Raw genomic sequence first — 26,185 nt, 5'->3', positions numbered from 1 at the left:
CCTGCGTGCCTGGAGAGAACCTCACCCGTGCCGAGGCGCGCGAGCGCGCCGCCGTCGTCCGCTCCGAGTCGTACGAGGTCGCCCTCGACCTGACGACGGGACCGACGACGTTCGCCTCCCGCACCGTGGCGAGGTTCGCGGCGACGCCGGGCTCGAGCACCTTCATCGACCTCATCGCGCCGACCGTGCACGAGGTGGTCCTCAACGGCCGGTCGCTGGACGTCGCCGACGTGGTCGCGGACTCGAGGATCCGGCTGGACGACCTCGCCGCGAGCAACGAGCTCCTCGTCGTCGCCGACGCCGCGTACATGAACACCGGCGAGGGCCTCCACCGCTTCGTCGACCCGGTGGACGACGAGGTGTACCTGTACTCGCAGTTCGAGGTCGCCGACTCGCGGCGCGTGTTCGCGGTGTTCGAGCAGCCCGACCTCAAGGCGGCGTTCACGTTCACCGTGACCGCCCCCGCGCACTGGACCGTCGTGTCCAACTACCCGCAGGTCGGCATGCCCGTGGTCGTCGAGGACGGCGTCAACCGCAACGGCGGCCTCGACAAGGGCACCGCGACCTGGACCTTCGAGACCACGCCTCGGATCGCGTCGTACATCACGGCGATCATCGCCGGGCCGTACCACGCCGAGCACCGCGAGCTCTCCAGCCAGGACGGCCGCACGATCCCGCTCGGCGTCTACTGCCGCGGGTCGCTGGCCGAGCACCTGGACACCGACAACATCGTCGACATCACGCGCGCGGGCTTCGACTTCTATGAGCGCGCCTTCGGGGTCGCGTACCCGTTCGCCAAGTACGACCAGCTCTTCGTGCCCGAGTTCAACGCCGGTGCCATGGAGAACGCGGGCGCGGTGACGTTCCTGGAGTCGTACGTCTTCCGGTCCAAGGTCCCCGAGGCCACGATCGAGCGGCGCGCGGTCACGATCCTGCACGAGCTCGCGCACATGTGGTTCGGCGACCTGGTGACCATGCGCTGGTGGGACGACCTGTGGCTGAACGAGTCGTTCGCGGAGTACATGTCGACGCTCGCGACGGCCGAGGCCACCCGCTGGACCAGCGCGTGGACCACCTTCTCCTCGCTGGAGAAGAACTGGGCGTACCGCCAGGACCAGCTGCCCTCGACGCACCCGATCGTGGCCGACATGCGCGACCTCGAGGACGTCGAGGTCAACTTCGACGGCATCACGTACGCCAAGGGCGCGAGCGTGCTCAAGCAGCTGGTGTCGTGGGTGGGTCAGGACGAGTTCTTCGCGGGTGTGCGGGCCTACTTCGCCAAGCACGCGTGGGGCAACACCGAGCTGCGCGACTTCCTCACGGAGCTCGAGGCCACCAGCGGCCGCGACCTGTCGGCGTGGTCGGGCCTCTGGCTGGAGAAGGCCGGGGTCACCCTGCTGCGCCCGGAGATCACCGTCGACGACGCGGGCACGATCACCTCGTTCGCGGTCCTGCAGGAGGTGCCCGCCGAGTACCCGGTGCAGCGCCCCCACCGCCTGGCCATCGGCGGGTACGACGTCGACGCCACCACCGGCCGGCTGGTGCGGACCCTGCACGTCGAGCTCGACATCGACGGCCCGCGCACCGAGGTGCCCGCGCTCGTCGGGCAGGCGCGCCCGGCGCTCGTGCTGGTCAACGACGACGACCTCGCGTACGCCAAGGTCCGCCTGGACGACCGGTCGCTCGCCGCGTCGATCGACCTGCTGGGCTCGTTCGACGACTCGCTCCCCCGCACCCTCGTGTGGACCGCGGCCTGGGACGCGACGCGCGACGGCGAGGCCCCCGCGCGCGACTTCGTCGACCTCGTGCTGAACAACATCGCGCACGAGACCGACTCGTCCGTGGTGCTGGTGCTGCTGCGCCAGCTGTCGACCGCGCTCGACCTCTACGTGGCGCCCGAGCACCGGTCCGCCACCGAGGTCGCCGCCGCCGACCGCCTGCTCGAGCTCGCGCGGGCCGCGGAGGCCGGCTCGGACACGCAGCTGCAGCTGGTGAAGTCCTTCGCCGGCCGCKCCGCGACGCCCGGTCAGCTCGACGCCGTGCGCGACCTGCTGGACGGCAAGGCCACCCTCGACGGCCTGTCGATCGACACGGACCTGCGCTGGGAGCTGCTCACGTCGCTCGTCGCGGGCGGCCGTGCCGCCGAGCCCGACATCGCCGCGCAGCTGGCCGACGACGCGACCGCGACCGGGCAGCGCGCCGCGGCCGCCGCCCGCGCCGCCGTCCCGACTCCCGAGTCGAAGGCGTCGGCCTGGGCCTCCGTGGTCGACGAGGACGGGCTGCCGAACGCGCTGCAGGCCGCGACGATCGCCGGCTTCGGTCGCGTGCACGACCGGGCGCTGCTCGTGCCGTTCGTCGAGCCGTACTTCGCGGGCCTCGAGAAGGTCTGGGCCGACAAGACCAGCGAGATGGCGCAGAACATCGTCGTCGGGCTCTACCCGACCGACCTTGCCGACGACGCGACCGTCGACGTGCTCGGCGCGACCGACGCGTGGCTGGACGCCCACCCCGACGCCCCCGCCGCCCTGCGCCGGCTCGTGCTCGAGTCCCGCGACGGCGTCCGTCGTGCGCTCGCCGCGCAGGAGGCGGACCGCCGCCGCGCCTGACCACGACGGGCCCGCGCCCCGCTGGGGCGCGGGGCCTGTCGCGCCATCCGGCCCGCTCCCCGCGGGGTGTGGGCCCGTCGCGCAGACGCTCGCGGGAAGACTTTGTTTCGCCCAGCGGAAGGGAGTCTTCCCGCGAGCCGTGCGAGGCGGCTGACGGCCGCGCGGGTCAGCGGGCGAACGTGGCCAGCCAGCGGCGCGCCTCGCGCGGGGTGCGCAGGCGGATCACGGGGATCGGCGACTCGGCGCTCAGCTCGGCGTACCGGGCCCGGTTCGGGGCGTGCGCCGTCCACGACCAGAGCACGACGTTGCGCTCGGGGTCGCGGTCCAGCAGGTTGCGCAGGTCCTCGCGGTTGCCGTGCCACAGCTCGGTGCGCAGCAGCCCGCGGCGCAGCGTGCGGCGGACCACGCGCGGCATCACCGTCCGGCGCGGGTAGTCCAGCCACACGAACGCGTCGGCGTCGGTGAGCAGCCCGGCGGTCCCGGCCGTCCAGTTGCCGTCGGTGACCCAGCCGCGGTCCGACGTCGACACGAAGTCCTCGATCAGGCTGCGCGCCTGGTCCGGGTCCCGCTTGGTCCAGCCGGCGTCCCAGAACACCTCGTCGAGCTCCAGGTGCGGCACGCCGAGGGCCTCCGCGAGCCGCCGCGCGAAGGTCGTCTTGCCGGCGCCGGAGTTGCCGACGACTCGCACCCGGCGGAGCTGCTGCGACATCGTGCTCAGCCGTTGAGGACGGCCGCCAGGGAGCGCAGGCGCTGGTTGGTGAACAGGTCCTCCACGAGCACCACGCGACCCGAGCTGTCGGCGAGCGGCACCTTCCAGTTGGGGTACTCCTGGTCGGTCCCGGGCTGGTTCTGCGCGCGCCGCTCCCCCACCGCGTCGGCCAGCGAGACGCCGAGCAGCACGGACGGCGTCGCCATCACGTAGCGGTGCAGCGCCTCGACGATCTCGCGCTCGGAGGGGTCGTCGCCCACCAGGCCGCGGTCGCGCAGCACCCCGAGCATCTGGTCGCGCTCGGCGAGCGCCGCCGCCCGGACGACCTCGACGGGCTCGGTGAGCAGCCCGAGCCGCTCGCGGATGGCCACGTGCTCGCCCGCGAGGTACCCGGCGCTCGGCGGCAGGTCGTGCGTGGTCACCGTCGCGAGGACGAGGGGTCGGTAGTGCTCCGGGTCCAGCGGCGCACCGTGCATGTCGCGCTCGAACCACAGCACGGACGTGCCGAGGATCCCGCGGTCGGACAGGTAGTCGCGGACCCAGGGCTCGACGACGCCGAGGTCCTCGCCGATGACCACGGCGCCGGCCCGGTGGGCCTCGAGCGCGAGGATGCCGACGAGCGCCTCGTGGTCGTACCGGACGTAGGCGCCGTCGCCGGCGTCCGCGCCCTCCGGGATCCACCACAGCCGGAACAGGCCGATCACGTGGTCGATCCGGATGGCGCCCGCGTGCCGCAGGACGGTGCGGAGCATGTCGCGGTACGGCTTGTACGCCGCCCGCGCCAGCGCGTCCGGACGCCACGGCGGCTGGGACCAGTTCTGCCCCTGCTGGTTGTACATGTCCGGCGGGGCGCCGACGGTGGCGCCGCGGGCGAGCACGTCGCCCAGCGCCCACACGTCCGCGCCCTCCGGGTGCACGCCGACCGCGAGGTCGTGCATGATGCCGAGCGCCATGCCGCCGTCGAGCGCCGCCCGCTGCGCCGCCGCGAGCTGTTCGTCGGCGAGCCACTGCAGCCACGTGTGGAACTCGACGCGCTCCGCCAGCTCGGCGCGCAAGGCGTCGTCGACGCTCGACGGGTCCTGCGCGCGGGCGGGCCACGGCCCGTCGCCGTACTTCTCCGCGAGCGCGCACCACAGCGCGAACGTCTCCAGCCCGGCGCCCTCCTGCGCGACGAACGCGTCGAAGGCCGCCTGCCTGGCGGCCGACCGCGGCGCCGCGAAGACGACCTCCAGGGCCGCGCGCTTGGCGGTCCAGGCGGCGTCGCGGTCGATGGGCCCGGCGTCCGAGTCGGTGGCCAGCACGGGCTCGGCCGCCCACTCGACCAGGGTGCGGTCCGCCGAGGAGAGGTAGCCCGCCTCGCGCACGTCCTCCACGCGGATGTACAGCGGGTTCACGAACCGGCGGGTGGTGGGCAGGTACGGGGACGGCGTGAGCGGAGCCGTGGGTTCCGCGGYGTGCAGCGGGTTGATGAGCAGGAAGTCGGCGCCGAGCTCGCGGCCGGCCAGCCAGCCGATCTCCGCCAGGTCGGCGAGGTCGCCGACGCCCCACGACGTGCGGGAGCGCACCGAGTAGAGCTGGGCCATGAGCCCCCACGCACGGCGGTCCTGCAGCGCCTCGGGCAGCTGCAGGTGCGACGGCGTCACGACGAGCGGGCTGTGCGCGCTCGCGCTGGGCCCCTCGGCGACGATCTCGTGCCAGCCGAGCGGCAGGTCGGTCGGCAGCGTGAACGTCGCGCGGCCCACCAGACGGCCGTCGACCGTCCGCGGATCGACGGGCACGTCGGCCTGGGACACCTCCCGACGACCACCGCCGGCCTCGGGATCGAGCTCGATCCACACCTCGACCGGGTCGCCGTGGGTCACGTGCACCGCGACGTGGGCCTGGCGCCCTTCGCGGACGACGAGCACCGGGGGCAGCACGCGCCGCCACGGCATGTCCTCGACGTGGGCGATGGCCAGGTCGACCCGCTCGGGGGACGACGCGTCGACCCCGAGCGCGCCGAGCACGCCCTGCAGCGTGGCGGCGGACGCACGGCGGTTGCGCCCGTGGAAGTCCCAGTGGTCCGGGACGACGCCGTAGGCAGCGGCGAGGCGCAGGAGGGCGTCGGACGCGGTGCCGGAGTCGTCTGCCACACGCCGATCCTGCCAGAGCCGCACGCGCGCACGCAGGACGAACGCTCTCGACTGCGTCACGCGCGCCGGGGGCGTACCCGTTTGCGCGAGGTCACGGCCACGCGTCGTAGCCTTGCGGACCATGACCGCACCCGCCCTGCGCACGTACCCGCCGGCCCCGCGACGCGACCTGGTCGAGGACCTGCACGGACGCCCGGTCGCCGACCCGTTCCGCGCGCTCGAGGACGCGTCCGCCGACGAGACGGAGGCCTGGTCGCTCGCGCAGGACGACCTGTACGCCGCCTACCGCGCCGAGGTCGGCAGCGCCGGCGCGTTCGCGACCGAGCCCCTGACGGCCCGCCTGCGCGAGCTGCTGGGCGCCGGCTTCGTCAGCCCGCCGGCCTGGCGCGGCGAGCGGCGCTTCTTCTCCCGGCGGTCGGGCGACCAGGAGCACGCGGTCGTCGTGGTCGCGGAGGGCGACGACGAGCGGGTCCTGCTCGACCCGATCGCGATCGACCCGGCCGGCACGACGACGCTGGACGCCTGGCAGCCGTCCAAGGAGGGCCGGCTCGTGGCGTATCAGGTGTCCGCGGGCGGCACCGAGGAGAGCGTGCTGCACGTGCTCGACGTCGCGACGGGTGCGCTGGTCGACGGCCCGGTCGACCGCGCCCGCTACTCCCCCGTGGCGTGGCTGCCCGGCGGTGAGGCGTTCTACTACGTGCGACGGCTGCCGCCCGAGGAGCTCCCCGAGGACGAGGCGCAGTACCACCGGCGCGTCTGGCTGCACACCGTCGGCACGCCGGCGACCGACGACGTCGAGGTGTTCGGTGCCGGGCTGGACCACACCAACTACTACGGCGTGTCCGTCTCCCGCGACGGGCGCTGGCTGATCGTGTCGGCGTCCGCGGGCACGGCCCCGCGCACCGACGTGTGGATCGCCGACCTGGCCACCTCGGGGCCGTCGGCTCCCGCGTTCGTCGAGGTCGCGGTCGGGATCGACGCCGAGACGGGCGCCTGGGTGGCGCGCGACGGGCGGCTGTACGTGCACACCAACCTCGACGCCCCACGCGGGCGGCTCGCCGTGACCGACCCCACCGCACCGGGCGTCGAGCACTGGACGACGCTGGTGGCGCAGGACCCGACGGCCGTGCTCGAGGACGTCGCGTTCACCGACGGCGGCGGCGAGCACACGACGCCCGAGCTGCTGCTCGTGTCGTGGCGCCGGCACGCCGTGTCGGAGGTGACCGTGCACGACCCGCGGACCGGGGCACGGACCGGGGCCGTCGAGCTGCCCGGGCTCGGCTCGATCTCCGGCCTGGCGACGCGCCCCGAGGGCGGCCGCGAGGTCTGGTTCTCCTACGCCGATCACACGACTCCGACCAGCGTGCACCGCTTCGACGCGCGCACCGGCGACACCTCGCTGTGGGCCGCGCCTCCGGGCCTGGTCGCGGATCTGCCGGACGTGCGCGCCCAGCAGATCGAGGTCACCAGCCCGGACGGCACCACGGTCCGCGCGTTCGTCGTCGCCCGCACGGACGCCCTCGACGCGAGCGGCCGCCCGCTGGCCCCCGCGCCGACCATCCTMTACGGGTACGGCGGCTTCCAGATCTCGCTCGACCCCGCCTTCTCCGCCAGCACGCTCACGTGGGTCGAGGCGGGCGGCGTCTACGTCGTCGCCAACCTGCGCGGCGGGGGCGAGGAGGGCGAGGACTGGCACCGCGCGGGCATGCGGGAGCACAAGCAGAACGTGTTCGACGACTTCCACGCCGTCGCCGACCACCTCGTCGCGCAGGGCTGGACCACCTCCGACGCGCTGGCGTGCTGGGGCGGCTCCAACGGCGGCCTGCTGGTCGGCGCGGCCCTGACGCAGCGGCCCGACCTGTTCGCCGCGGTGGTCTGCTCGGCGCCGCTCCTCGACATGGTCCGCTACCAGCGGTTCGGCCTGGGCGTCACGTGGACCGAGGAGTACGGCGACGCCGACGACCCCACCGAGCTCGGCTGGCTGCTGGGCTACTCGCCCTACCACCGGGTGGTCGACGGCACGGACTACCCCGCGACGCTGTTCACGGTGTTCGAGGGCGACACGCGCGTCGACCCGCTGCACGCCCGCAAGCTCGCCGCGGCGCTGCAGGCGGCCACGAGCGGCGACCGGCCGATCCTTGTCCGCCGCGAGCGGGGGGTCGGCCACGGTGGCCGGGCGCTGTCGCGCACGATCGCCCTGACCGTGGAGCAGCTGCAGTTCGTCGCCGACCGGACCGGCCTCGCCGGGGGCGGCGCATGATCGCGGCGACCCCGTCCCCGTCGCCCTCGGGCGACGGTCTGGTGCCGGACGTCAAGGCCCCGGGCACGTGGTGGGACTGGTTCGTCGGCCTGCCCCTGCGCATCATCCTCATCGTCGGCATCAGCGGCATCGTGCTCGTCCTGCTGCGCCGGAGCATCCGCTCGATCACCAACCACGTCGCGGACGGCACCCCGTTCCTCGACCGCGGGATCCTCAAGCCCATCGGGCAGTCCGAGGTCGGGGGCGTGCTGGCCAAGGCCAACCCCCTGTCGAGCGCCCGACGGGCCCAGCGCGCGCGCACGCTCGGCTCGGTCCTGCGCTCCTCGGCCACGATCGTCGTCGGCGGCACCGCCTTCTTCCTCGTCCTCGCCGAGCTCGGGGTGAACCTCGCGCCGTTCATCGCGTCGGCGGGCGTGATCGGCGTGGCGCTCGGCTTCGGCGCGCAGAGCCTGGTCAAGGACTTCCTCACCGGCCTGTTCATGCTGCTGGAGGACCAGTACGGCGTCGGGGACGTGGTCGACGTCGGGCCCGCCAACGGGACCGTGGAGGCGGTCACCCTGCGCATCACCAAGATCCGGGACGCCGACGGCACGCTCTGGTACGTCCCGAACGGCACCATGCTGCGTGTCGGCAACAAGACGCAGGGCTGGGCCACGGCGGTCGTCGAGATCGACGTCGACTACTTCGCGGACCTGGACCAGGTGCGGGCGCTGCTCGGCGAGGCCGCGTCGCGCGTGGTCAAGGACCCGGTGGTGGGCGCGCACGTGCTGGGCAGCCCGACGATCACGGGCATCGAGCGGCTCAGCGCCGACGCCGTCACCCTGCGGCTCAAGGTCAAGACGTCGCCGGCCATGCAGTGGGAGGTCGCGCGCGAGCTGCGGATCGCCACGCGCGACGCGCTGGAGCGGGCCGACGTCCCGCTCGCAGGCCAGCGGGACCTCATGGCCGCGCACCGCGCGTCGGTCGGGGCCGAGGGAGGCGCGACGCCGCGCGACCCCCGCAACACCCCGCTCGACGACCTGGTCGCCAACCGCGACGCCCGGGTGGCGGCCACCGGCGACGAGCCCGAGCCGACCGAGGAGCCGGGGCCGACGGAGGAGCGCTGACCTATCCGCCGGAGCCCGGCGGGCCGGTCAGCACGGTGGGCACGTACTCGACCAGCTGGATGCGACCGTCGAACGTGCGGCTGTCCACCATCTCGAGGGCGACGTCGGGGTAGCCGTCGTAGATCCGCTCGTGCCCCGTGCGCCCCGTGATCACCGGGAAGACGACCACCCGGAAGCGGTCGACGAGACCGGCCTCCAGCAGGGACCGGCACAGGGCGAGGCTGCCGATCGTGCGCAGCCCGGGGCCGTCGCCCTCCTTCATCGCCCGGACGGCCTCGACGGCGTCGCCGTCGACCAGCCGGGTGTTGTCCCAGGTCAGCGGCTCGCGCAGCGTCGATGAGAACACGACCTTCGGCATCGCGGTCAGCGGGTCCACGCCCGCCTCCCCCGAGGCGGCGAACTGCGACATCAGCCGGTACGTCGTCGCGCCCATGAGCACCGTCCAGCCGGCCTCGGGCGACGCCTCGAGCCAGGCCAGGTACTCGGGCCCCTCGAGGCCCCACCAGCCCGGCCAGCCCTCCGCCGACGCGTACCCGTCGAGCGAGGTGATGAAGTCGACCAGCAGCTCTGCCATCGGATCCTCCCGGGTCCACCGTGCACGCGCCGGTCCTCGACGGCAACCCCTCCGTCAGGCCCAGTCCAGCAGGGGCTGCCCGGCCTCGACCAGCTCTCCGTCGCCGACCAGCAGGCGCAGCACGTCGGTGTCCGCCTGCAGCGCGACGACCGGGCAGATGGTCGCCAGRCCGGCGGCCGCGACGTCGACGGGCGACCACGTGATCAGCCGCTCCCCCGCGCGCACGCTCTGGCCGCCCTCGACGTGCAGCGTGAACCCCTGCCCCGCGAGGCCGACGGTGTCGATCCCGAGGTGCACGAGGATCACCCGCCCCTCGCTCAGCTCGAGCGCGAACGCGTGCGGGTGCAGGGCGCCGATGACGCCGTCGGCGGGCGCCAGGACGGTCTGGCGCTGCACCGACTGCGGCTCGAGCGCGACGCCGGGGCCGACGATGCCCTCGGCGAAGACGGGGTCGGGCACCACGGTGACGGGTCGCAGCACGCCCGTCAGGGGGCTCAGCAGCCGGATCGTGGTCATCGGCTGCGGCGGGCGGGTCAGCGCAGGCTGTCGAGCTCGGCCGCGAGGTTGTCGGCCTCGGGGCCGACGATCACCTGGACGATGCGGCCCGAGCGCACGACGCCGAACGCGCCGCTCGCCTTGAGGGCGACCTCGTCGACGAGGTGGGCGTCGCTCACCTCCACGCGGAGCCGGGTGATGCACGGCTCAAGGTCGACGACGTTCGCGTCGCCACCCAGCGCTGCGAGGATCTGCTCTGCCTTGCTCATGGAACTCCCCAGCTCACGTCGCGCCGGTCGGCGCACCGCCACAGCCTAACCCTGAGACGGCGCTCACAACCCGCGCTGCGCCGTGTCCGGCTGGCGTCGGCCGACGCGGAGGGACCACACTGCGAACAGTCGACGAGGAGGTCACGCAAGGTGAGTCCTGTGCATGCCGTCAACCCCACGGTCCTCACCGGCATCGGCGTGAGCCCCGGCCGCGTCGTCGCGCCCGCCGTGCTCATGCCCGACCCGATCGCCGAGCCGCCCTCCGGCCGGCGGCTGCCCCCGGGCACCGACTACGCGCAGGCCGCCACGCGCATCGGCGCGGCCTCCGAGGTGGTCCGCGCCGCGCTCGACGCGGCGGCCGACCGCGCGCAGGGCGAGAGCGCCGACCTGCTGCACGCCACCGCGGCGATCGCCGCCGACCCCACCCTGGTCGCGGACGCCGAGCAGCGGGTCATCGACGACCGCCTGGTGCCCGAGCGGGCCGTGTGGGAGGCCGCCGAGGCGGTCGCCGCGCAGTTCGAGGCGCTCGGCGGCTACTTCGCGGAGCGCACGCGGGACATCGCCGACGTCCGCGACCGACTGGTCGCCGAGCTCACCGGGCGGCCCGCGCCGGGCGTGCCCGCGCACGAGGCGCCGTTCGTGCTCGTCGCGGCCGACCTCGCGCCGGCCGTCGTCGCCACCCTCGACGTGGACCGCGTGCTCGCCATCGTCACCGGCACCGGCGGACCCACCTCGCACACCGCGATCCTGGCCCGCGCCCGCGGCATCCCGACGGTCGTCGCCGCCCGGGGTGCCGAGGCCGTGGTCCAGGCGGAGACGCTCGTGCTCGTGGACGGCTCGGCGGGCACCGTCACCGTCGACCCCACGCAGGAGCAGGTCGCGGCGGCCCTGGCGCTCGCCGCGCAGGTGCGCACGTTCGACGGGCGCGGGCACACGTCCGACGGGCACCACGTCGAGCTCCTGGCCAACGTGGGCGACCCCGCCGACGCCGCTCCCGCCGCGGCCGCGGGCGCCGAGGGCGTCGGCCTCTTCCGGACGGAGTTCGGGTTCCTCGACCGGGAGGAGGCCCCGAGCATCGACGAGCAGGTCGCCGCCTACCGGCGCGTGCTCGCGGCGTTCCCCGGACGCAAGGTCGTCGTCCGCACCCTGGACGCCGGCGCCGACAAGCCGCTGCCCTTCCTCGCCGGGGACCCGGAGGTCAACCCGGCGCTGGGCGTCCGCGGCCTGCGCACCGCCGTGCGGCACCCCGAGGTCCTCGACGACCAGCTGGCGGCCATCGCCCGGGCCGCCGCCGCCGAGACGGCCGAGGTCTGGGTCATGGCGCCGATGGTGTCGACGGTCGAGGAGACGGAGCGGTTCGTCGCGGCGTGCGCGGCCCACGGGCTCGGTGTCGCCGGCGTGATGATCGAGGTCCCCAGCGCCGCCCTGCTGGCCGGGCCGATCCTGGCGCGCGCCAGCTTCGCGAGCATCGGCACCAACGACCTCACGCAGTACGCGATGGCCGCCGACCGCCTGCTGGGCGCGGTGGCCGAGCTGTCCGACCCGTGGCAGCCGGCCGTCCTGCACCTCGTCGCCGCGGCGTGCAACGGCGGCGCCCAGCAGGGTCGCCCGGTCGGCGTGTGCGGCGAGGCCGCCGCCAACCCGGCCCTCGCCGTGGTCCTCGTCGGGCTCGGGGTCTMGTCGCTGTCGATGACCCCGCGGGCGCTGCCCGACGTCGCCGCCCTGCTCGCGGCGACGTCGCTGGAGGAGTGCCGACGGCTCGCGCAGCTGGCCCTGGCCGCCTCGAGCGCCGCCGACGCGCGGGCGGTCGTCCGCGCCGCGCTGCCCGTGCTGGAGGACCTGGGGCTCTGAGCCCGCGTGTGAGGATGACGGGGTGAGATCCGACTCCTTCTACGCGGCGATCGGCGGCCACGAGACGTTCGTCGCCCTGGTCGACGAGTTCTACCGCGGCGTCGCCGACGACCCGGTGCTGCGCCCGATGTACCCCGAGCAGGACCTCGGCCCGGCGGCCGAGCGCCTCACCCTGTTCCTCGAGCAGTACTGGGGCGGCCCGACCACCTACTCGGACGAGCGCGGCCACCCCCGCCTGCGCATGCGGCACGCCCCGTTCAAGGTGAACCCGGACGCGCGCGACCGCTGGCTGCTGCACATGCGCGCGGCCGTCGACAGCCTCGACCTGGCGCCGATGCACCGCGCGCAGCTGTGGGACTACCTGGAGCGGGCAGCGCACTCGATGCTCAACACGTTCGAGGACTGAGCGACGCAGGTCACGCCGCCAGGACACCGTGCCGGGCGGCGCGGTCGTGAGACGCTGCCGTCCATGACGACCGAGCCCGACCTGACCGCTCCCGTCCTCGACATCCTGCGGCTGGAGAACGACCCGGTCACCCCCGACGTCTTCACCGGGCGCAGCCTCCCGCAGCCCAGCGGGCGCGTGTTCGGCGGCCAGGTGCTGGCCCAGGCGCTGCTCGCCGCGGGCCGGACGGTCCCCGAGGGCCGGCTGCCGCACTCGCTGCACGGCTACTTCCTGCGCGCCGGCGACGTGCGCGAGCCCATCACCTTCGCGGTCGAGCGGCTGCGCGACGGCCGCTCGTTCACCGCGCGCCGGACGCACGCGCTGCAGGGCGGCGAGGCGATCCTCTCGATGATCACGTCGTTCCAGGAGCAGCAGCCGGGCCTCGACTACGCCGATGCCATGCCGGAGGGCATCCCCGCGCCCGAGGACGTGCCGTCGGCGCTGGAGATGCTGGGCGGGATCGACCACCCCGTCGCCAAGTTCTGGACGCAGGAGGCGGCGTTCGACGTGCGGCACGTCGGCGGCGCGATCTACCTCGGGCCGCCCGCCGAGCCCTCCGGGCAGCAGTGCGTGTGGTTCCGGTCGCGCGGCCCCCTGCCCGACGACCAGCTGCTCCACCGCGCGCTGCTGGCGTACGCGTGCGACCAGGTGATGCTCGAGCCGATCCTGCGGCGGGCCGGCAAGTCGTGGATGACGCGGGGCCTGTCCATCGCGAGCCTGGACCACGCCATGTGGTGGCACCGTGACGTCCGCGTCGACGACTGGCTCGTGTACGTGCAGTCCACGCCCAGCGCCCAGGGCGGCCGCGGGCTCGGGGCCGCGCGCGTGTTCACCCGCGACGGCGTGCTCGTCGCCTCCGTCGCGCAGGAGGGCATGGTCCGGTTCCCGGACTGACACCCGCGCTCCCCGCGCGGTGTGACCGCCGCCGGGTGACACTTCCGGCATGGTCCGCCTGCGCCGCGTCCGCATCGACGCCCCCGGCTGGTCGCGACGTCGCGCCGGCCGGGGGTTCGTCTACCTCGACCTCGACAAGGTCCGGATCGTCGACGAGGAGCACCTCGAGCGCATCACCACGCTCGCCATCCCTCCCGCGTGGAAGGACGTCTGGATCAGCCCGTGGCCGAACGGGCACATCCAGGCCGCAGGCCTCGACGACGCCGCGCGCCGCCAGTACCTCTACCACCAGCAGTGGACGCGACGCCGCGCCCGCCTGAAGCACGACCGCGTGCTCGAGATCGCGCGACGGCTGCGGGGCGCCCGGCGACGCGTCCGCGCCCACCTGGAGCTCGAGGGGATGCCGCGCGAGAAGGTGCTCGCCCTGGCGTTCCGGCTGCTCGACCTGGCGTACCTGCGGGTGGGCGGCGAGGGCTACGCGCTCCAGCACGGCTCCTACGGCCTGGCCACGCTGCTCCGCTCGCACGTGCGCGTCCTGGCCCCCGAGAACGAGGGCGACCCCGGTCGGGTGCACCTGCACTTCCCCGCCAAGTCCGGCCAGGTGCGGGACACGGTGGTCGAGGACGACGACGTCGCGACGATCGTGCGCGCGCTCGTCCGCCGGCGGGACGAGGGCGAGGAGCTGCTGGCGTGGCGCGACGACGCCGGGACGTGGCACGACGTGACCAGCGCGGACGTCGGCGCCTACGTCAAGCTGCAGCTGGGCCCCGAGGCCACCCCGAAGGACTTCCGGACCTGGCACGCGACCGTGCTGGCGGCGCGCGGCCTCGCGGACGCCGGCGCCCCGCCGACCTCCGAGCGGGCGCGCCGCCGCGTGGTGACCGAGGTGGTGCGCGAGGTCGCCGAGGAGCTCGGGAACACGCCGGCCGTGTGCCGCGCGTCGTACATCGACCCCCGGATCGTCGACCTCTGGGAGCACGGCCGGACGATCCGGCCCACGCGGTCGCAGGCGGTCGCCGAGAAGGAGACGCTCCGGTTGCTGAGCGCAGGCTGAGGATCGAGCGCGACCGGGTGCGGGTCCGAGCGCGACATCGCAGACTGCCCAGATGGCCACCGCTCCGGACGACCTCCTGCCCGCGCCCGTCGCCGACACCCTCGAGGGGCTCGTGCCCGGGCTCGGGCCCGACGGGCGCCCCCGCGCAGACGCCCCGCTGGTCGCGGTCACCGGCGTCACCGGGTACGTGGGCGGCCGCCTCGTCCCCGAGCTGCTCGCCGCCGGCTACCGGGTCCGCGCGATCGCCCGCCACCCCGACCGGCTGCGCGGGCGGCCCTGGTACGCCGACGTCGAGACGGCCTCGGCGGACGCCAACGAGCCCGAGCAGATCCGCAAGGCGCTCGACGGCACGGACGTCGCGTACTACCTCATCCACTCGCTCGGCTCGGGCCGCAGCTTCGAGTCCACCGACCGGCACACCGCGCTGACGTTCGCGCAGGCCGCGCGCGAGGCCGGCGTCGGGCGGATCGTCTACCTCGGCGGGCTGTACCCCGAGGGCGAGGACCTCTCCCCGCACCTGGCGTCGCGCACGGAGGTGGGCGAGATCCTCCTGGCCTCCGGCGTCCCGACCACCGTCCTGCGTGCGGCGGTCATCCTGGGCTCGGGCTCCGCGTCCTTCGAGATGATGCGCTACCTCACCGAGCGGCTGCCGGCGATGACGGTGCCGCGCTGGGTGGAGAACCGGATCCAGCCGATCGCGATCCGCGACGTGCTCCGCTACCTGGTGGGCTCCGCCGCGATGGCTCCGGACGTCAGCCGGGGCTTCGACATCGGCGGCCCGGACGTGCTGACGTACCGCGAGATGATGCAGCGCTACGCCCAGGCGGCCGGCCTGCACCGGCGGGTCATCGTCGGCGTCGGCGTGCTCACCCCGCGGCTGTCCAGCCTCTGGGTCTCCCTCGTCACGCCCGTGCCGTCCGGGCTCGCGCGCCCGCTCGTCGAGTCGCTGGTGCACGAGGTCGTCTGCGACGAGCACGATATCGCCGCGCACGTGCCCGACCCGCCGGACGGCCTGATCGGGTTCGACCGGGCGGTCCGGCTCGCCCTGCGGCGGGTGCAGGAGGCGGCCGTCGCCACGCGGTGGTCGTCGGCAGCCGTGCCCGGAGCACCGAGCGACCCGTTGCCCGGCGACCCCGACTGGGCGGGTGGCTCCCTGTTCGTCGACGAGCGTCAGGTCACGGTCGACGCGTCGCCGGCGGCCCTGTGGCGCGTGCTCGAGTCGGTCGGGGGCGAGCACGGCTGGTACTCGTGGGGGCTCGCGTGGCGGGTGCGCGGGCTGGCCGACCGCCTCGTCGGCGGTCCGGGCCTGCGCCGCGGTCGTCGCGACCCGCGGCTGCTGCTGGTGGACGACGCCGTGGACTTCTGGCGGGTCGAGGCCATCGAGGAGGGCCGGCTGCTGCGCCTCCGAGCGGAGATGCGGGTGCCGGGCCTCGCGTGGCTCGAGCTGCGCGTCGAGCCGGCCGGCTCCTCGCCCGACTCCGCACCCACGGTGTTCGCGCAGCGCGCGCTGTTCCATCCGAAGGGCCTGGTCGGGCAGCTGTACTGGTGGTCGGTCTACCCGTTCCACGGCGTGGTGTTCGGCGGGATGCAGCGCAACATCGCCCGGGCCGCGGAGACCGCCGAGCGCGCCCGCACGGACCGACGGGTCAGCGCCGCCGGCGGATGACGACCGGCTCCTCCAGGAACGCGCTCCACGCCGCGCGCCCGGCCGCGTCGATGCGCCGCGGCGACCCGGTCGCGGCGTCCACGAGCACGAGGGTCGTGAGCGCGCGGGCGTAGGTGACGCGCTCGGGTCCGGGCTCGCCGGCGTCGCGCACCTCGTAGCAGACGTCGAGGCTCGCGCCGCCGAGGTGCCCGATCCACATCTCGACGATGACTGGGGTGCGGCGGTAGCCGAGCGGCTTGAGGTACTCGATCTCCTGCCGGGCGACGAGCGTCGACAGCTCGGCACCGGGGCCTGCGTCCAGCACGGCCGTGGGCCAGGAGCTCTCCACCCGGCTGCCGTCGGGCGCCGCCGGGTGGCTCCAGAACGCCTCGATGCGAGCCTCCTCGAGGAGCCGCAGCATCTCCACGTTGTTGACGTGCTGGTACGCGTCCATGTCCGACCAGCGCAGCTGGACCGGGACCTCGAGCCGAGTCATGCGCTCGATCCTAGGAGGATCAGGCGGCCGCCCTCGACGCGGCCGCCCGGCACCGGGCGAGCGCGTCCATCTCGGTGCTGACCGGGCCGATGACATGCTCCTGCACCGCGAGCGCCACCGACGCGCCGAGGCTCCGCCGGGCGCGTGCGGCCCGGCGCCTGCCCGCGAGCGCGCCGAGCACCCACCCGAGGCCGGCCACCAGGAGGCCTGCGAGAACCCCGGCGAGCAGCAGGGCCGTCGGCGCGGGCAGGCCCCACCACATCGGGGTCTCGGGCGCCGGCAGCTGGAGCCAGCCGAGCCCGGCGAGCAGCAGCAGCCAGACGAGCCCCGCCGCCGCGACGGCGAGCAGCAGCCACTGCAGCAGCCCGAGCGCCCGCCACGTCCACGGCACCCGGGCGCTCCCGACGGGCACGCGCACCACCGACCGGTCCAGCACGTCGTCGAGGTCCACGCCGGCGGCCCGCGAGCGCGCGGCCAGGACCCAGTCGTCGGGCGCTCCGGACGTCGCCGCGTCGACGTACGTGCGGACCGCGCTCACGGCCGCCGCGCGCTCCCCCGCGGCCGGCGCCGAGCGCGACGACCGCAGCAGGTCGTCCTGGCCGGCCTGGAGCCGCTCGTGTCCCAGGCCGAGCCGGCGCAACGGATCGGGGCGCAGCCGGGCGACCCACCGCGTCACGGGCCAGCCGGTGGCGGCCCGCGCGGACCGCCGGGTCGAGCGGCGCACGGCGTCGGCGACCTCGTCGATCCCGGCCGCCGACCCCCACGCGCGCACCAGGGCCTCCGCGGCGCCGGCCTCGCGGCGGGTGCTCGGCGGGCGACCGCACGCGTCGACCAGCCCCCGCGCCGCGAGCCGCACGTCACCCGTCACGCGCTGGGTCGCGGCGAGCCGGCGCTGGGCGGCCCGGGCGAGCAGGTCCCGCAGCTCCGGCACACCGGCGCCGGTGGCCGCGCTGACCGCCAGGACGGGCGACGCGGCGAGCCCGTCGTCGGCGGCCAGCCGCTGCAGGTCGGCCACCATCGCCCGCTGCTCGGCGGGACCGAGCCGGTCGGCCTGGTTGAGCACGAGGACGACGACACCCGCGTGGTCGGCGAGCCCGCGCAGGTAGCGCGCGTGCAGGGCGGCGTCGGCGTACTTCTGCGGGTCGACCACCCAGACGAGAAGGTCGACGCGCTCGTAGAGCCGCTCGGCGATGGTGCGGTGCTCGGTCACCACCGAGTCGTGGTCGGGCAGGTCCAGCAGCACCAGCCCGGTGGCCGACTCCTGGAGCACCCGGCTGCCGGCCACGTGCCGCTCCTGAACGTCGAGCCAGTCGAGCAGCTCGTCGGCGCCGTCGTCCGTCGAGCCCAGCGCCGGCACGATGACGGCGACGGGCCGCCCCGTGGTCGGTCGGCGGATCCCGGGCTCCGCGATCCGCGCCTCGGCCAGGGCGTTCAGCAGGGACGACTTCCCCGACCCCGTCGCGCCCGCGAGCGCGACGACCGTGTACTCGCCCGAGAGCGCCGCGCGGTCCCGCGCCTTGGCCACGACCGCGGCGGGCACGTCGAGCGTCGCGTCGGGCAGCCGACCCCGCGCCAGCCCGACCGCCTCGTCCAGGGCGGCGACCCGGTCGCGGAGGGTCGCCCCGGGGCTCGCGCCCCGGCTCACCCGGTCCCCCCGCGCCACCGGGTCCACCAGTGGCCACGCTCCTGTGACGACGGCGCGTGATCGGCCACCGCGGCCGCCCGCGCGACGACGCCCGTCCCGCGCAGGTGCCCGTCGCCCCCGGCGGGGAGCTCTCCGGCACCCCAGGCGGTCGCTGTCGACCGGGCCGCCATCGCCGCGCGCAGCCGCTCGGCGGACCCGCGCAGGCCCTCGCCGTCGCGCGACGCCGCGCCCGTCGCGTCCAGCTGCCGCGTGAACCGGGCCGCCTCCTCGTCGAGCAGGACGTCCGTGCGGACGGCGAGCCGCTCGTGCGCCTCCTGCGTGAGCCGGCGGACGGCGTCGTCGCCGAACACGGCCTCGAGCACGCGCTGCGCGAGGAGCGCCGTGCCGCCGACGATGCCGACCTCGGCGCCCGTGAGCCCGCCGGTCGAGGCGAAGACGGCGACCATGAGGACGGCGCCCAGCCCGTTGATCCCGTACGAGTACGCCCGCGCGGCCGTCCGCCGCCCGGCGCCCTCGGTCTCGACCAGCGCGAGCACGTCGCTCTGCCAGGCGCGCACCTGCTCGGCCGCCCGCGCGCGCAGGTCCCCCGATGCCCTCGACAGGGCGAGGCCGTCGAGCAGCGCCCGTCCCGCGGKGTCGTGGCGCCACGCGGCGTGCGAGGTCTCCGCGGCCTCCTCGGCGGCGTCCTGCAGCACCGCCGCGAGCCCGTGCGCCACGGCCTCGACCAGCGCCGGCTCGGCCGGCCGGCGCCCGCGCACGAAGCCGACGACGCGGTCGCGCACCCGGGAGACGCCCTGCTCCAGAGCCCGGAACCACTCGCTGGTCCCGACGACGTCCTGCCACCGCGCCAGGACCTCACCGCGCAGCAGCGAGCCGTCGGACGTCGCGGTCGCGACGCGCGTCGCGGCGAGGCTGTACGCGGACGTCACGGCGCCCCGCAGCCGCTCGTCCGCCGCCCGCTGGTCGTCGGCCGCCGCCGCGAGGTCGAGCGCCCGGCGGGACACGTCCGCCACCGCGCCGTCCCACGTCTCGGCGAGCGCGGTCGCCCGCACCTGCGGGTCGGTCGCCGTGCTGGTGAGGAAGTCGGCGATCGGACCGACGGCCGCCTCGGGGAGCAGCCCGTCCTCGAGCGGGACCTCCGGCACGACGATGACCGTCGCGGACGCGAGGCCCGCCTCCGCGAGCATCTGCCGCAGGTGGTCCCCGACCGCGGTCTCGGCGCCCGGGTCCACGCGGTCCAGCACGAGGGCCAGATGCGTCCCGCGCTGTGCGGCGTCGGCCAGCAGCTCCCACGGCACCGCGTCGGCGTACCGCGCCGCCGTGGTCACGAACAGCCACACGTCGGCGGCGCCGAGCAGCTGGGCCGCGAGGATCCGGTTGCCCTCCTCGACGGAGTCCACGTCGGGCGCGTCGAGCAGCGCGAGCCCCACCGGCAGGGCCTCCGAGGCCACCAGGCGCAGCCCGGGCCGCGCGCCCGCGAGGCTCGCCTCCTGCCCGGCCGTGGCGCGCGTGAGGGTCGGCAGCACCCGGTCCGAGCTGAACCAGCGCACGTCCAGCGGGTGGTGCACCAGCACCGGCCACCGGGTGGTCGGCCGCAGCACCCCCGACGGGCTGACCTCCGCGCCGACGAGGGAGTTCACGACCGTCGACTTGCCCGCGCCGGTCGAGCCGCCGACCACCACGAGCACGGGCGCCCCGGGGTCGCGCAGGCGCGGCAGCAGGTAGTCGTCGAGCTGGTCCAGGACCCTCGTGCGGTCCGCCCGGCCGGCCGCGGCCGTCGCGGTCTCCAGCGGGAGCCGCAGGTCGGCCACCTCGGAGCGCAGCGCGAGCAGCGCAGCGACGAGCTCGTCGTGCTCCATCGTCGGCACCGCCTCTCCCGGGTCGCCACGAGCGTATCCGCGCAGGTCGCAGGCGGCTCACCGACGACGAGGCCGCCCGCTCCCGGAGGAACGGGCGGCCGGTCGAGATCGGTCCAGCGCTGGTGGGCCGCTCAGTCGCGCCGCAGCTTGCGGTACGTCACGCGGTGCGGGCGCGCCGCGTCGGCCCCGAGACGGGCGACCTTGTTCTCCTCGTAGGAGGCGAAGTTGCCCTCGAACCAGTACCAGTTCGCCGGGTCCTCCTCGGTCCCCTCGTAGGCCAGGATGTGCGTGGCCACCCGGTCGAGGAACCACCGGTCGTGGGACACCACGACCGCGCAGCCGGGGAACTCCAGCAGGGCGTTCTCCAGCGAGCCGAGGGTCTCGACGTCCAGGTCGTTGGTGGGCTCGTCGAGCAGCAGCAGGTTGCCGCCCTGCTTGAGCGTGAGCGCGAGGTTGAGGCGGTTGCGCTCGCCGCCGGACAGGACGCCGGCCGGCTTCTGCTGGTCCGGACCCTTGAACCCGAACGCGGCGACGTACGCCCGCGACGGCATCTCGACGTTGCCGACCTTGAGGAAGTCGAGCCCGTCGGAGACCACCTCGAAGAGGGTCTTCTTGGGGTCGATGCCACCGCGCGACTGGTCGACGTAGGAGATCGACACGGTCTCGCCGACCTTGAGCTCGCCCTTGTCGAGCGGCTCGAGCCCCACGATCGTCTTGAACAGCGTCGTCTTGCCGACGCCGTTCGGGCCGATGACCCCGACGATGCCGTTGCGCGGCAGCGTGAAGCTCAGGTCGTCGATGAGCACGCGCCCGTCGAAGCCCTTGCCCAGGCCCTTCGCCTCGAGCACGATCGAGCCCAGGCGCGGGCCCGGCGGGATCTGGATCTCCTCGAAGTCGAGCTTCCTCGTGCGGTCCGCCTCCGCCGCCATCTCCTCGTAGCGCGCGAGGCGCGACTTCGACTTGGTCTGGCGGCCCTTGGCGTTGGACCGGACCCACTCCAGCTCGTCCTTGAGGCGCTTGGCCAGCTTGAGGTCCTTCTTGCCCTGGATGGCCAGGCGCTCCTGCTTCTTCTCGAGGTACGTCGAGTAGTTGCCCTCGTACGGGTACAGGCGGCCGCGGTCGACCTCGCAGATCCACTCCGCGACGTGGTCGAGGAAGTACCGGTCGTGCGTGACGGCCAGGATGGCGCCAGGGTAGTCCTTCAGGTGCGCCTCGAGCCAGAGCACGCTCTCGGCGTCCAGGTGGTTGGTCGGCTCGTCGAGCAGCAGCAGGTCCGGCTTCTCCAGCAGCAGCTTGCACAGGGCGACCCGGCGGCGCTCACCACCGGACAGCACCGTCACGTCGGCGTCCGCCGGCGGGCAGCGCAGCGCGTCCATGGCCTGCTCCAGCTGGGCGTCGAGGTCCCACGCGTCGGCGGCGTCGATGGCCTCCTGCAGCACACCCATCTCGGCGAGCAGCGCGTCGAAGTCGGCGTCGGGCTCGGCCATGAGGGCCGAGATCTCGTTGTAGCGGTCGAGCTTGCCCTTGATCTCGGCGACGCCCTCCTCGACGTTCCCGAGCACCGTCTTGGCCTCGTTCAGCGGCGGCTCCTGCTGCAGGATCCCGACGGTGTACCCGGGGCTCAGGCGCGCCTCGCCGTTGGACGGCTGGTCCAGGCCGGCCATGATCTTGAGGATCGTCGACTTGCCGGCACCGTTAGGGCCGACGACGCCGATCTTCGCGCCCGGCAGGAAGTTCAGGGTGACGTCGTCGAGGATGACCTTGTCGCCGTGCGCCTTGCGCGTCTTGTACATGGAGTAGATGAACTCAGCCACTGGCTCTTCGTCCGCCTCGGTGCTCGTGGGGGTCGCCCCGGCGCTGACCTTGCTCGAACGGGCCCGGGGCACTGCTGACCGGCGCCGTCGGCGACGGGCCGACCGCGCAGCACGGGTGCGCGCGGTCCGACCTGTCGCGTCGTCGGGTCGCCGGTCCCCCAGCCTAGGCGATCACCTGGCCGCGGCCAGCGCGAGCTCCGGCTCCACCTCGGGCTCGTCGACGGGTTCCCGGCCCGCCTCGTCGTCGTCCGGGAGCTCCTCGAGGCCGGAGACGTCGGCTGGGGCGTCGTCGGACCCCGGCGTCGCGGCCGCACTGACGGTGCGCGCGAAGTGGCTGCTGCCGAAGACCAGGTTGTGGCCGAGCGCGCTCGCCTCGAGCACGAGCGTCGTGCGCGGCCCCTCGGGGCCGACCCACTCCTCGGTCGAGAGCTGGCCCTGCACGATCACCGGGTCTCCCTTGCGCAGGGACCGGGCGGCGTTGACGGCGGTCGCGCGGAACACCTTCACGTGGAACCACTCCGTCTGCGCGTCCCGCCAGGCACCGAGGCCCTTGTCGAACCACCGGCGCGTGCTGCCCACGCGGAACGTCGCGTACGGCACACCGCCGTCGGTCTCGTGGAAGATCTTGGGCTCGGTGCCGATCCACCCCACCACGGTCAGGTCCAGGGTCTGCGTGCTCATGCGATGCCTCCAGTGCGCTGCGCCCCGGCGGCTGCGGGGCTGGTGCGACCAGGCTGCGCGCGAACCGGCGGGTGCGACCGCCCCATCCCGCGGATCGGGGACGCCGCGCACCGGACCGGGGGCTGTGGGCGGCTCAGCGGGCCGCCCACACTCAGCCGCGCGCGGCCTCGATGCGCTCGCGCACCGTGCGGTGCTCGGCCAGCACGGCCTCGGTGGGCACGGCGAGCCGCGCGCGGGCCACGCTCTCGAGCGCCACACGCCCGTCCTGCAGCACCCGGGCGGACCGCCGGCGGGCCGCCGAGCGACGGGCCCCGACGGACCAGATCGCGGCCGCGACAGCGGCCACGAGCAGGACGACGGCCGCGATCGGCGCCCACGTGTTCGAGCGCGCCCCGCCGACCAGCGAGCCGACGGCGATCGAGCCGACCAGCACCGCCGCACCCGCGAGGACCACGGAGGCGACCAGCAGCGCCACGGACAGCGTGGAGCGCCGGGTGGAGACCGCGAGCTGCGTGACCGCGTCGGACACCGCGAGCCGCAGCTCCGTGGTCGAGGCGACCCGGGACGCGACGTCCTGCCCCCACCGCCGGGGCAGCCCGCTGGTCACGGCGTCCAGCCAGGACGCGCGCGCGAGCGCGACCGTGTCCTCCTGGACGACGCCGAACGCGGGGGCGCCGGCCGCGCCGGTGCGGACCGCGGAGCCGACACCGGCGGCCACGGACGGCAGCCCGACCGCGGTGGACAGCCGGTCGACGACGTCGGCGACGGACAGCGCGGCGGGCGACGGCTCCCGGGCGGCGACCTCGGCGGCCAGCAGGGCCGCGGCGTCGTTGAGCTCGGCGCCCGCGTGCCGGGCGGCGGACGAGCGCGAGCTCACGGCCGTCGCCAGCAGCTCGCGCAGCACCCCGACGCCCTCGCCGGTGCGCGCCGAGGCCTCCCGGACGGGCACGCCGGTGAGCCCGTCGTCGACGAGCAGGTGCTCGACGTCCGCGACGAGCTCGGCCCGGACCTCCTCGGGGACCGTGTCCACCTGGTTCAGCACCACCACCATCGACGCCTCGTGCCCGACCAGCCGGCGCAGGTAGCCGCTGTGCAGCGCGTCGTCGGCGTACTTCTGCGGGTCCACCACCCAGGCGAGCAGGTCGGCCTGGGGCAGGAGGCGGTCGACCACCTCGCGGTGCTCGGGGGCGATGGAGTCGTGGTCGGGCAGGTCCAGCAGCACCAGGCCGCGCAGGGGGGCCTCCGACTCCCCGTCGAGCAGGCTCTCGCGCTCGATGCGGCGGTCGGGCACGACGCCGAGCCAGTCGAGCAGCGGTCCTCCGTCGTGCCCCCAGACGCACGCGGTGATCTCGGACGTCGTCGGGCGTCGCACGCCGACGTCCGCGAAGTCGAGCCGGCAGATCGCGTTGAACAGGCTGGACTTGCCGGAGCCGGTGCCGCCCACCAGCGCGACCACCGTGTGGTCCACGCCCAGCGCGAGCCGTTCCCGCACGCCGTCCACGGTCGCGACGACGCTGGCCACGACGGTGGGAGCGAGCCGCTCGCCGCCGACCGCGAGAGCGTCGTGGAGCGCGTCGACCCGGGCCGCCAGCGCGGCCGTCTCGTCGCCGTGCAGCGGTCCGTCGGGCAGCGTGCTCACGTGAGTCCCTTCAGCACGGCGAGCCGCAGGCGGAGCCGCGAGGCGGCGTCCTCGGCGAGGTCGGGGTCGGCCAGCACGTCGCCGACGGCGGAACGCTCGACCGCGACCTGACCCGCCACCTGCGCGACCAGGTCGGCGCGCAGCTCGTCGATCGCACGCTCCCCCGCGGTGTCGATGAGGTCCACCAGCAGGTCCTGCGCCTCGCGGACGCCGGCGGCGGCGGCCAGCGCGACGGCGGCGAGCCCGTCGTCGCCGAGCGCGTGCTCGGCCTTGCGGCGTCGACGAGCCTCGCGCGTCACGTCCCGGCGCGGCCGGGCGATGCCGTCCGCCGACGCCTCCGCCGGGCCGGTGGTGAGGGCCGCCCGCACCACGCGGGGTCCTTGCGCGGTCCAGGCGCGCGCGGCCTGTTCRGCCGCGGTGCGCCGCCCGGCTCGCACCCCGGTGGCCGCCCACGCCGCGTCGACCGAGGCGCCGCCCTCGGGCTGGTCGGGCGCGGTCAGCGCCGCGCGCAGCACCTCCTCGGTGTGCGCGCCCGCGGCGGTGAGCACCGCGGCGGCTGACCGGGTCAGGTCGTCGACGAGCGGGGCGACCGCGGCGGCCCGCGCCCGTCCCTCGCGCGCCGAGCCGCGCACGCGGCCGGACGACCGGACCACGCCCGCGAGCGGAGCCCCGTCGGCGGTGAGCTCCGACCAGCGCGCCCGGACGGCGCCGTCCGCGACGGCCCCGCCGCGGATCGACGCGACCGCCTGCGCGGTGGGCGCCTCGATGACCTGGTCGAGCACGGTCGCGATCATGCTCGCCGCGTCCGCCTGCGCCTGCACCGCCTCGGCCAGCTCGTCGACCCACGGGCGCAGCGCCGCCAGGGACCCCCGCAGCGTGCGGCCGATCACCGTGCGCGCCCGGTCCGGGCCGGCCAGCATCGCGAGCCAGCGCTGGATCGGCGCGACGACCGCCGCGGGCAGCAGCCCCTCGTGCGGGCCGAGGTCCGGGACGACGAACAGCGGGGACCCCTGCAGCCCGTGCCCGCGCAGCCGCTCGAGCAGGTCGCCGCGGACCGTGGGCAGGGACTCCGGCGGGACCCGGTTGAGCACCATCGCGATCGAGGCACCGCGTTCGACGGCGCCCTGCAGCACCCGCCAGGGCAGCGCGTCGCCGTACCGCGCCGCCGTGGTGACGAACAGCCAGAGGTCCGCGGCCTCGAGGAGCCGGTGCGCCGACTCCCGGTTGGACTCCAGCACGGAGTCGAGGTCGGGGGCGTCGAGGAGCGCGATGCCGCGCGGCACGTGCTCGTCCGACACGACCGTCACCGACTCGAGGACGGGATGGTGAGACAGGAGCTCGGAGTCGAGCGGGTGGTGCACCAGCACCGGGCGGCGGGTGGTGGGTCGCAGCACGCCGGCGGTGCTCACCTCGGCCCCGACCAGCGAGTTCACCAGCGTGGACTTGCCCGCGCCGGTCGACCCCGACACCACCACGACCGCGGGTGCCGACAGCTCCGTCAGGCGCGGCACCAGGTGCTCGCCCAGCTGGTCGACCAGGCGCGCGCGGGAGGCCCGCGCGGAGTCGATGCCCTCGATCTCGAGGGGGAAGCCGGTCCCCTCCACGTCGCGCCGCAGGTCACGGACCGCGTCCAGCAGGGAGGTCGCCGCGAGCGGTCGGGCCAGGACGTCGCGCGGGTCCACGGCAGCGTGGCGCGCCGGTGCAGCCAGCGGCCGCACGGGTTGCGCGGGTTGCACTGGCGCGGTGCCGGGCTGCGCGCTCACCCGACCATTGTCGCGGTGTGACCTGACCTGGCAAAACGCGCCACGCGGGGCAGATACGTGCGGTTCGTCCGGAACGGAGGATCGCGCGCCCCGCCGTTAGGCTGTGGGCGCACGTCCAGCCCCCGTAGCTCAACGGATAGAGCAACGGCCTTCTAATCCGTCGGTTGCAGGTTCGAGTCCTGCCGGGGGCGCCCATCGTCGGCCGGCGCCGCGCCGGTCGGGCGGGGCCGCGGCGCACGGCGGCGGCT

At 75.1% G+C, this 26,185-nt stretch carries 20 protein-coding genes and 1 tRNA gene; 9 read left to right on the top strand and 12 right to left on the bottom strand.

Features of this window, described 5'->3' with window-relative positions:
- Positions 1 to 5: 5 nt before the first annotated feature.
- On the top strand, positions 6 to 2,606 hold the full coding sequence (pepN, locus tag AC1DQC_RS03590; RefSeq protein ID WP_477049844.1) for an aminopeptidase N: 2,601 nt from the start codon (positions 6 to 8) through the stop codon (positions 2,604 to 2,606).
- A gap of 166 nt (positions 2,607 to 2,772) precedes the next feature.
- Here pepN and AC1DQC_RS03585 read toward each other — a convergent pair whose 3' ends face one another.
- Positions 2,773 to 3,315 carry a P-loop NTPase family protein gene (locus tag AC1DQC_RS03585; protein ID WP_477049843.1) on the bottom strand — a complete coding sequence of 181 codons (543 nt, stop codon included), beginning with the start codon at positions 3,313 to 3,315 and terminating at the stop codon, positions 2,773 to 2,775.
- 5 nt (positions 3,316 to 3,320) lie between these two features.
- Complete coding sequence (malQ, locus tag AC1DQC_RS03580; RefSeq protein ID WP_477049842.1) at positions 3,321 to 5,447, bottom strand: 4-alpha-glucanotransferase; 2,127 nt, start codon at positions 5,445 to 5,447, stop codon at positions 3,321 to 3,323.
- Positions 5,448 to 5,568: 121 nt separating this feature from the next.
- Between malQ and AC1DQC_RS03575 the strand changes: the two genes are divergently transcribed.
- Together AC1DQC_RS03575 and AC1DQC_RS03570 are read left to right on the top strand one after the other, a co-directional pair.
- A complete protein-coding gene (locus tag AC1DQC_RS03575; protein ID WP_477049841.1) occupies positions 5,569 to 7,707 on the top strand; it encodes a prolyl oligopeptidase family serine peptidase in 2,139 nt (712 codons plus the stop codon).
- On the top strand, positions 7,704 to 8,813 hold the full coding sequence (locus AC1DQC_RS03570; protein ID WP_477049840.1) for a mechanosensitive ion channel family protein: 1,110 nt from the start codon (positions 7,704 to 7,706) through the stop codon (positions 8,811 to 8,813). Before AC1DQC_RS03575 ends, AC1DQC_RS03570 begins: the two co-directional genes overlap by 4 nt.
- 1 nt (position 8,814) lies before the next feature.
- Here the strand turns inward: AC1DQC_RS03570 and AC1DQC_RS03565 are convergent, their stop codons facing one another.
- The 3 genes from AC1DQC_RS03565 to AC1DQC_RS03555 are packed head-to-tail and all read right to left on the bottom strand — an operon-like array spanning position 8,815 to position 10,151.
- Positions 8,815 to 9,387 carry a dihydrofolate reductase family protein gene (locus tag AC1DQC_RS03565; protein ID WP_477049839.1) on the bottom strand — a complete coding sequence of 191 codons (573 nt, stop codon included), beginning with the start codon at positions 9,385 to 9,387 and terminating at the stop codon, positions 8,815 to 8,817.
- Between the two features lie 54 nt (positions 9,388 to 9,441).
- Positions 9,442 to 9,903 carry a PTS sugar transporter subunit IIA gene (locus AC1DQC_RS03560; protein ID WP_477049838.1) on the bottom strand — a complete coding sequence of 154 codons (462 nt, stop codon included), beginning with the start codon at positions 9,901 to 9,903 and terminating at the stop codon, positions 9,442 to 9,444.
- A 17-nt stretch (positions 9,904 to 9,920) separates the two neighbouring features.
- The gene (locus tag AC1DQC_RS03555; protein WP_055921493.1) at positions 9,921 to 10,151 is read right to left on the bottom strand and encodes a PTS sugar transporter subunit IIB; all 231 of its coding nucleotides are present in this window, start codon (positions 10,149 to 10,151) and stop codon (positions 9,921 to 9,923) included.
- 159 nt (positions 10,152 to 10,310) lie between these two features.
- On the opposite strand from AC1DQC_RS03555, the gene ptsP reads away from it, so the two are divergent.
- The 5 genes from ptsP (at position 10,311) to AC1DQC_RS03530 (ending at position 16,061) form a co-directional block, all read left to right on the top strand.
- A complete protein-coding gene (gene ptsP / locus AC1DQC_RS03550) occupies positions 10,311 to 12,002 on the top strand; it encodes a phosphoenolpyruvate--protein phosphotransferase (RefSeq protein ID WP_477049837.1) in 1,692 nt (563 codons plus the stop codon).
- Positions 12,003 to 12,024: 22 nt separating this feature from the next.
- Positions 12,025 to 12,408, top strand: a complete 384-nt coding sequence (locus AC1DQC_RS03545; protein ID WP_477049836.1) for a globin — start codon at positions 12,025 to 12,027, stop codon at positions 12,406 to 12,408.
- A 63-nt stretch (positions 12,409 to 12,471) separates the two neighbouring features.
- On the top strand, positions 12,472 to 13,341 hold the full coding sequence (locus tag AC1DQC_RS03540) for an acyl-CoA thioesterase (protein WP_477049835.1): 870 nt from the start codon (positions 12,472 to 12,474) through the stop codon (positions 13,339 to 13,341).
- A 49-nt stretch (positions 13,342 to 13,390) separates the two neighbouring features.
- Complete coding sequence (locus AC1DQC_RS03535; protein ID WP_477049834.1) at positions 13,391 to 14,395, top strand: DNA topoisomerase IB; 1,005 nt, start codon at positions 13,391 to 13,393, stop codon at positions 14,393 to 14,395.
- A gap of 52 nt (positions 14,396 to 14,447) precedes the next feature.
- Positions 14,448 to 16,061 carry an SDR family oxidoreductase gene (locus AC1DQC_RS03530; protein ID WP_477049833.1) on the top strand — a complete coding sequence of 538 codons (1,614 nt, stop codon included), beginning with the start codon at positions 14,448 to 14,450 and terminating at the stop codon, positions 16,059 to 16,061.
- Here the strand turns inward: AC1DQC_RS03530 and AC1DQC_RS03525 are convergent.
- The 7 genes from AC1DQC_RS03525 to AC1DQC_RS03495 all read right to left on the bottom strand — a co-directional run bounded on the left by AC1DQC_RS03525 (position 16,042) and on the right by AC1DQC_RS03495 (position 25,937).
- Positions 16,042 to 16,536, bottom strand: coding sequence for an acyl-CoA thioesterase (locus tag AC1DQC_RS03525; RefSeq protein ID WP_477049832.1), 495 nt, complete (start codon positions 16,534 to 16,536; stop codon positions 16,042 to 16,044). The two genes, AC1DQC_RS03530 and AC1DQC_RS03525, sit on opposite strands and share 20 nt — an antisense overlap.
- A 19-nt stretch (positions 16,537 to 16,555) precedes the next feature.
- Positions 16,556 to 18,181 (bottom strand): GTPase, encoded by a 1,626-nt coding sequence (locus tag AC1DQC_RS03520; RefSeq protein ID WP_477049831.1) that lies wholly within the window; start codon positions 18,179 to 18,181, stop codon positions 16,556 to 16,558.
- Entirely contained in the window at positions 18,178 to 20,040 is a 1,863-nt protein-coding gene (locus tag AC1DQC_RS03515) for a dynamin family protein (protein ID WP_477049830.1), read from the bottom strand. Before AC1DQC_RS03515 ends, AC1DQC_RS03520 begins: the two co-directional genes overlap by 4 nt.
- A 131-nt stretch (positions 20,041 to 20,171) precedes the next feature.
- A complete protein-coding gene (ettA, locus tag AC1DQC_RS03510) occupies positions 20,172 to 21,854 on the bottom strand; it encodes an energy-dependent translational throttle protein EttA (RefSeq protein WP_477049829.1) in 1,683 nt (560 codons plus the stop codon).
- Between the two features lie 171 nt (positions 21,855 to 22,025).
- Entirely contained in the window at positions 22,026 to 22,535 is a 510-nt protein-coding gene (locus AC1DQC_RS03505; RefSeq protein WP_477049828.1) for a single-stranded DNA-binding protein, read from the bottom strand.
- A gap of 151 nt (positions 22,536 to 22,686) precedes the next feature.
- On the bottom strand, positions 22,687 to 24,174 hold the full coding sequence (locus AC1DQC_RS03500) for a GTPase (RefSeq protein ID WP_477049827.1): 1,488 nt from the start codon (positions 24,172 to 24,174) through the stop codon (positions 22,687 to 22,689).
- Positions 24,171 to 25,937, bottom strand: coding sequence for a dynamin family protein (locus tag AC1DQC_RS03495; RefSeq protein WP_477049826.1), 1,767 nt, complete (start codon positions 25,935 to 25,937; stop codon positions 24,171 to 24,173). Before AC1DQC_RS03495 ends, AC1DQC_RS03500 begins: the two co-directional genes overlap by 4 nt.
- A gap of 118 nt (positions 25,938 to 26,055) precedes the next feature.
- Here AC1DQC_RS03495 and AC1DQC_RS03490 point away from each other — a divergent pair.
- Positions 26,056 to 26,128: transfer RNA gene (locus AC1DQC_RS03490), tRNA-Arg, on the top strand.
- Positions 26,129 to 26,185: the final 57 nt, after the last annotated feature.

This window comes from Cellulomonas sp. P4_H12 (assembly GCF_056400905.1).
This window is presented reverse-complemented; position numbering and strand designations above follow the sequence as displayed.

Bases quoted from the DNA above. Each gene is read 5' to 3' on its own strand.
- AC1DQC_RS03585 (WP_477049843.1), bottom strand. From the start codon at position 3,315: ATGTCGCAGCAGCTCCGCCGGGTGCGAGTCGTCGGCAACTCCGGCGCC.
- AC1DQC_RS03570 (WP_477049840.1), top strand. From the start codon at position 7,704: ATGATCGCGGCGACCCCGTCCCCGTCGCCCTCGGGCGACGGTCTGGTG.
- AC1DQC_RS03565 (WP_477049839.1), bottom strand. From the start codon at position 9,387: ATGGCAGAGCTGCTGGTCGACTTCATCACCTCGCTCGACGGGTACGCG.
- AC1DQC_RS03555 (WP_055921493.1), bottom strand. From the start codon at position 10,151: ATGAGCAAGGCAGAGCAGATCCTCGCAGCGCTGGGTGGCGACGCGAAC.
- AC1DQC_RS03540 (WP_477049835.1), top strand. From the start codon at position 12,472: ATGACGACCGAGCCCGACCTGACCGCTCCCGTCCTCGACATCCTGCGG.
- AC1DQC_RS03535 (WP_477049834.1), top strand. From the start codon at position 13,391: ATGGTCCGCCTGCGCCGCGTCCGCATCGACGCCCCCGGCTGGTCGCGA.
- AC1DQC_RS03530 (WP_477049833.1), top strand. From the start codon at position 14,448: ATGGCCACCGCTCCGGACGACCTCCTGCCCGCGCCCGTCGCCGACACC.
- AC1DQC_RS03525 (WP_477049832.1), bottom strand. From the start codon at position 16,536: ATGACTCGGCTCGAGGTCCCGGTCCAGCTGCGCTGGTCGGACATGGAC.
- AC1DQC_RS03505 (WP_477049828.1), bottom strand. From the start codon at position 22,535: ATGAGCACGCAGACCCTGGACCTGACCGTGGTGGGGTGGATCGGCACC.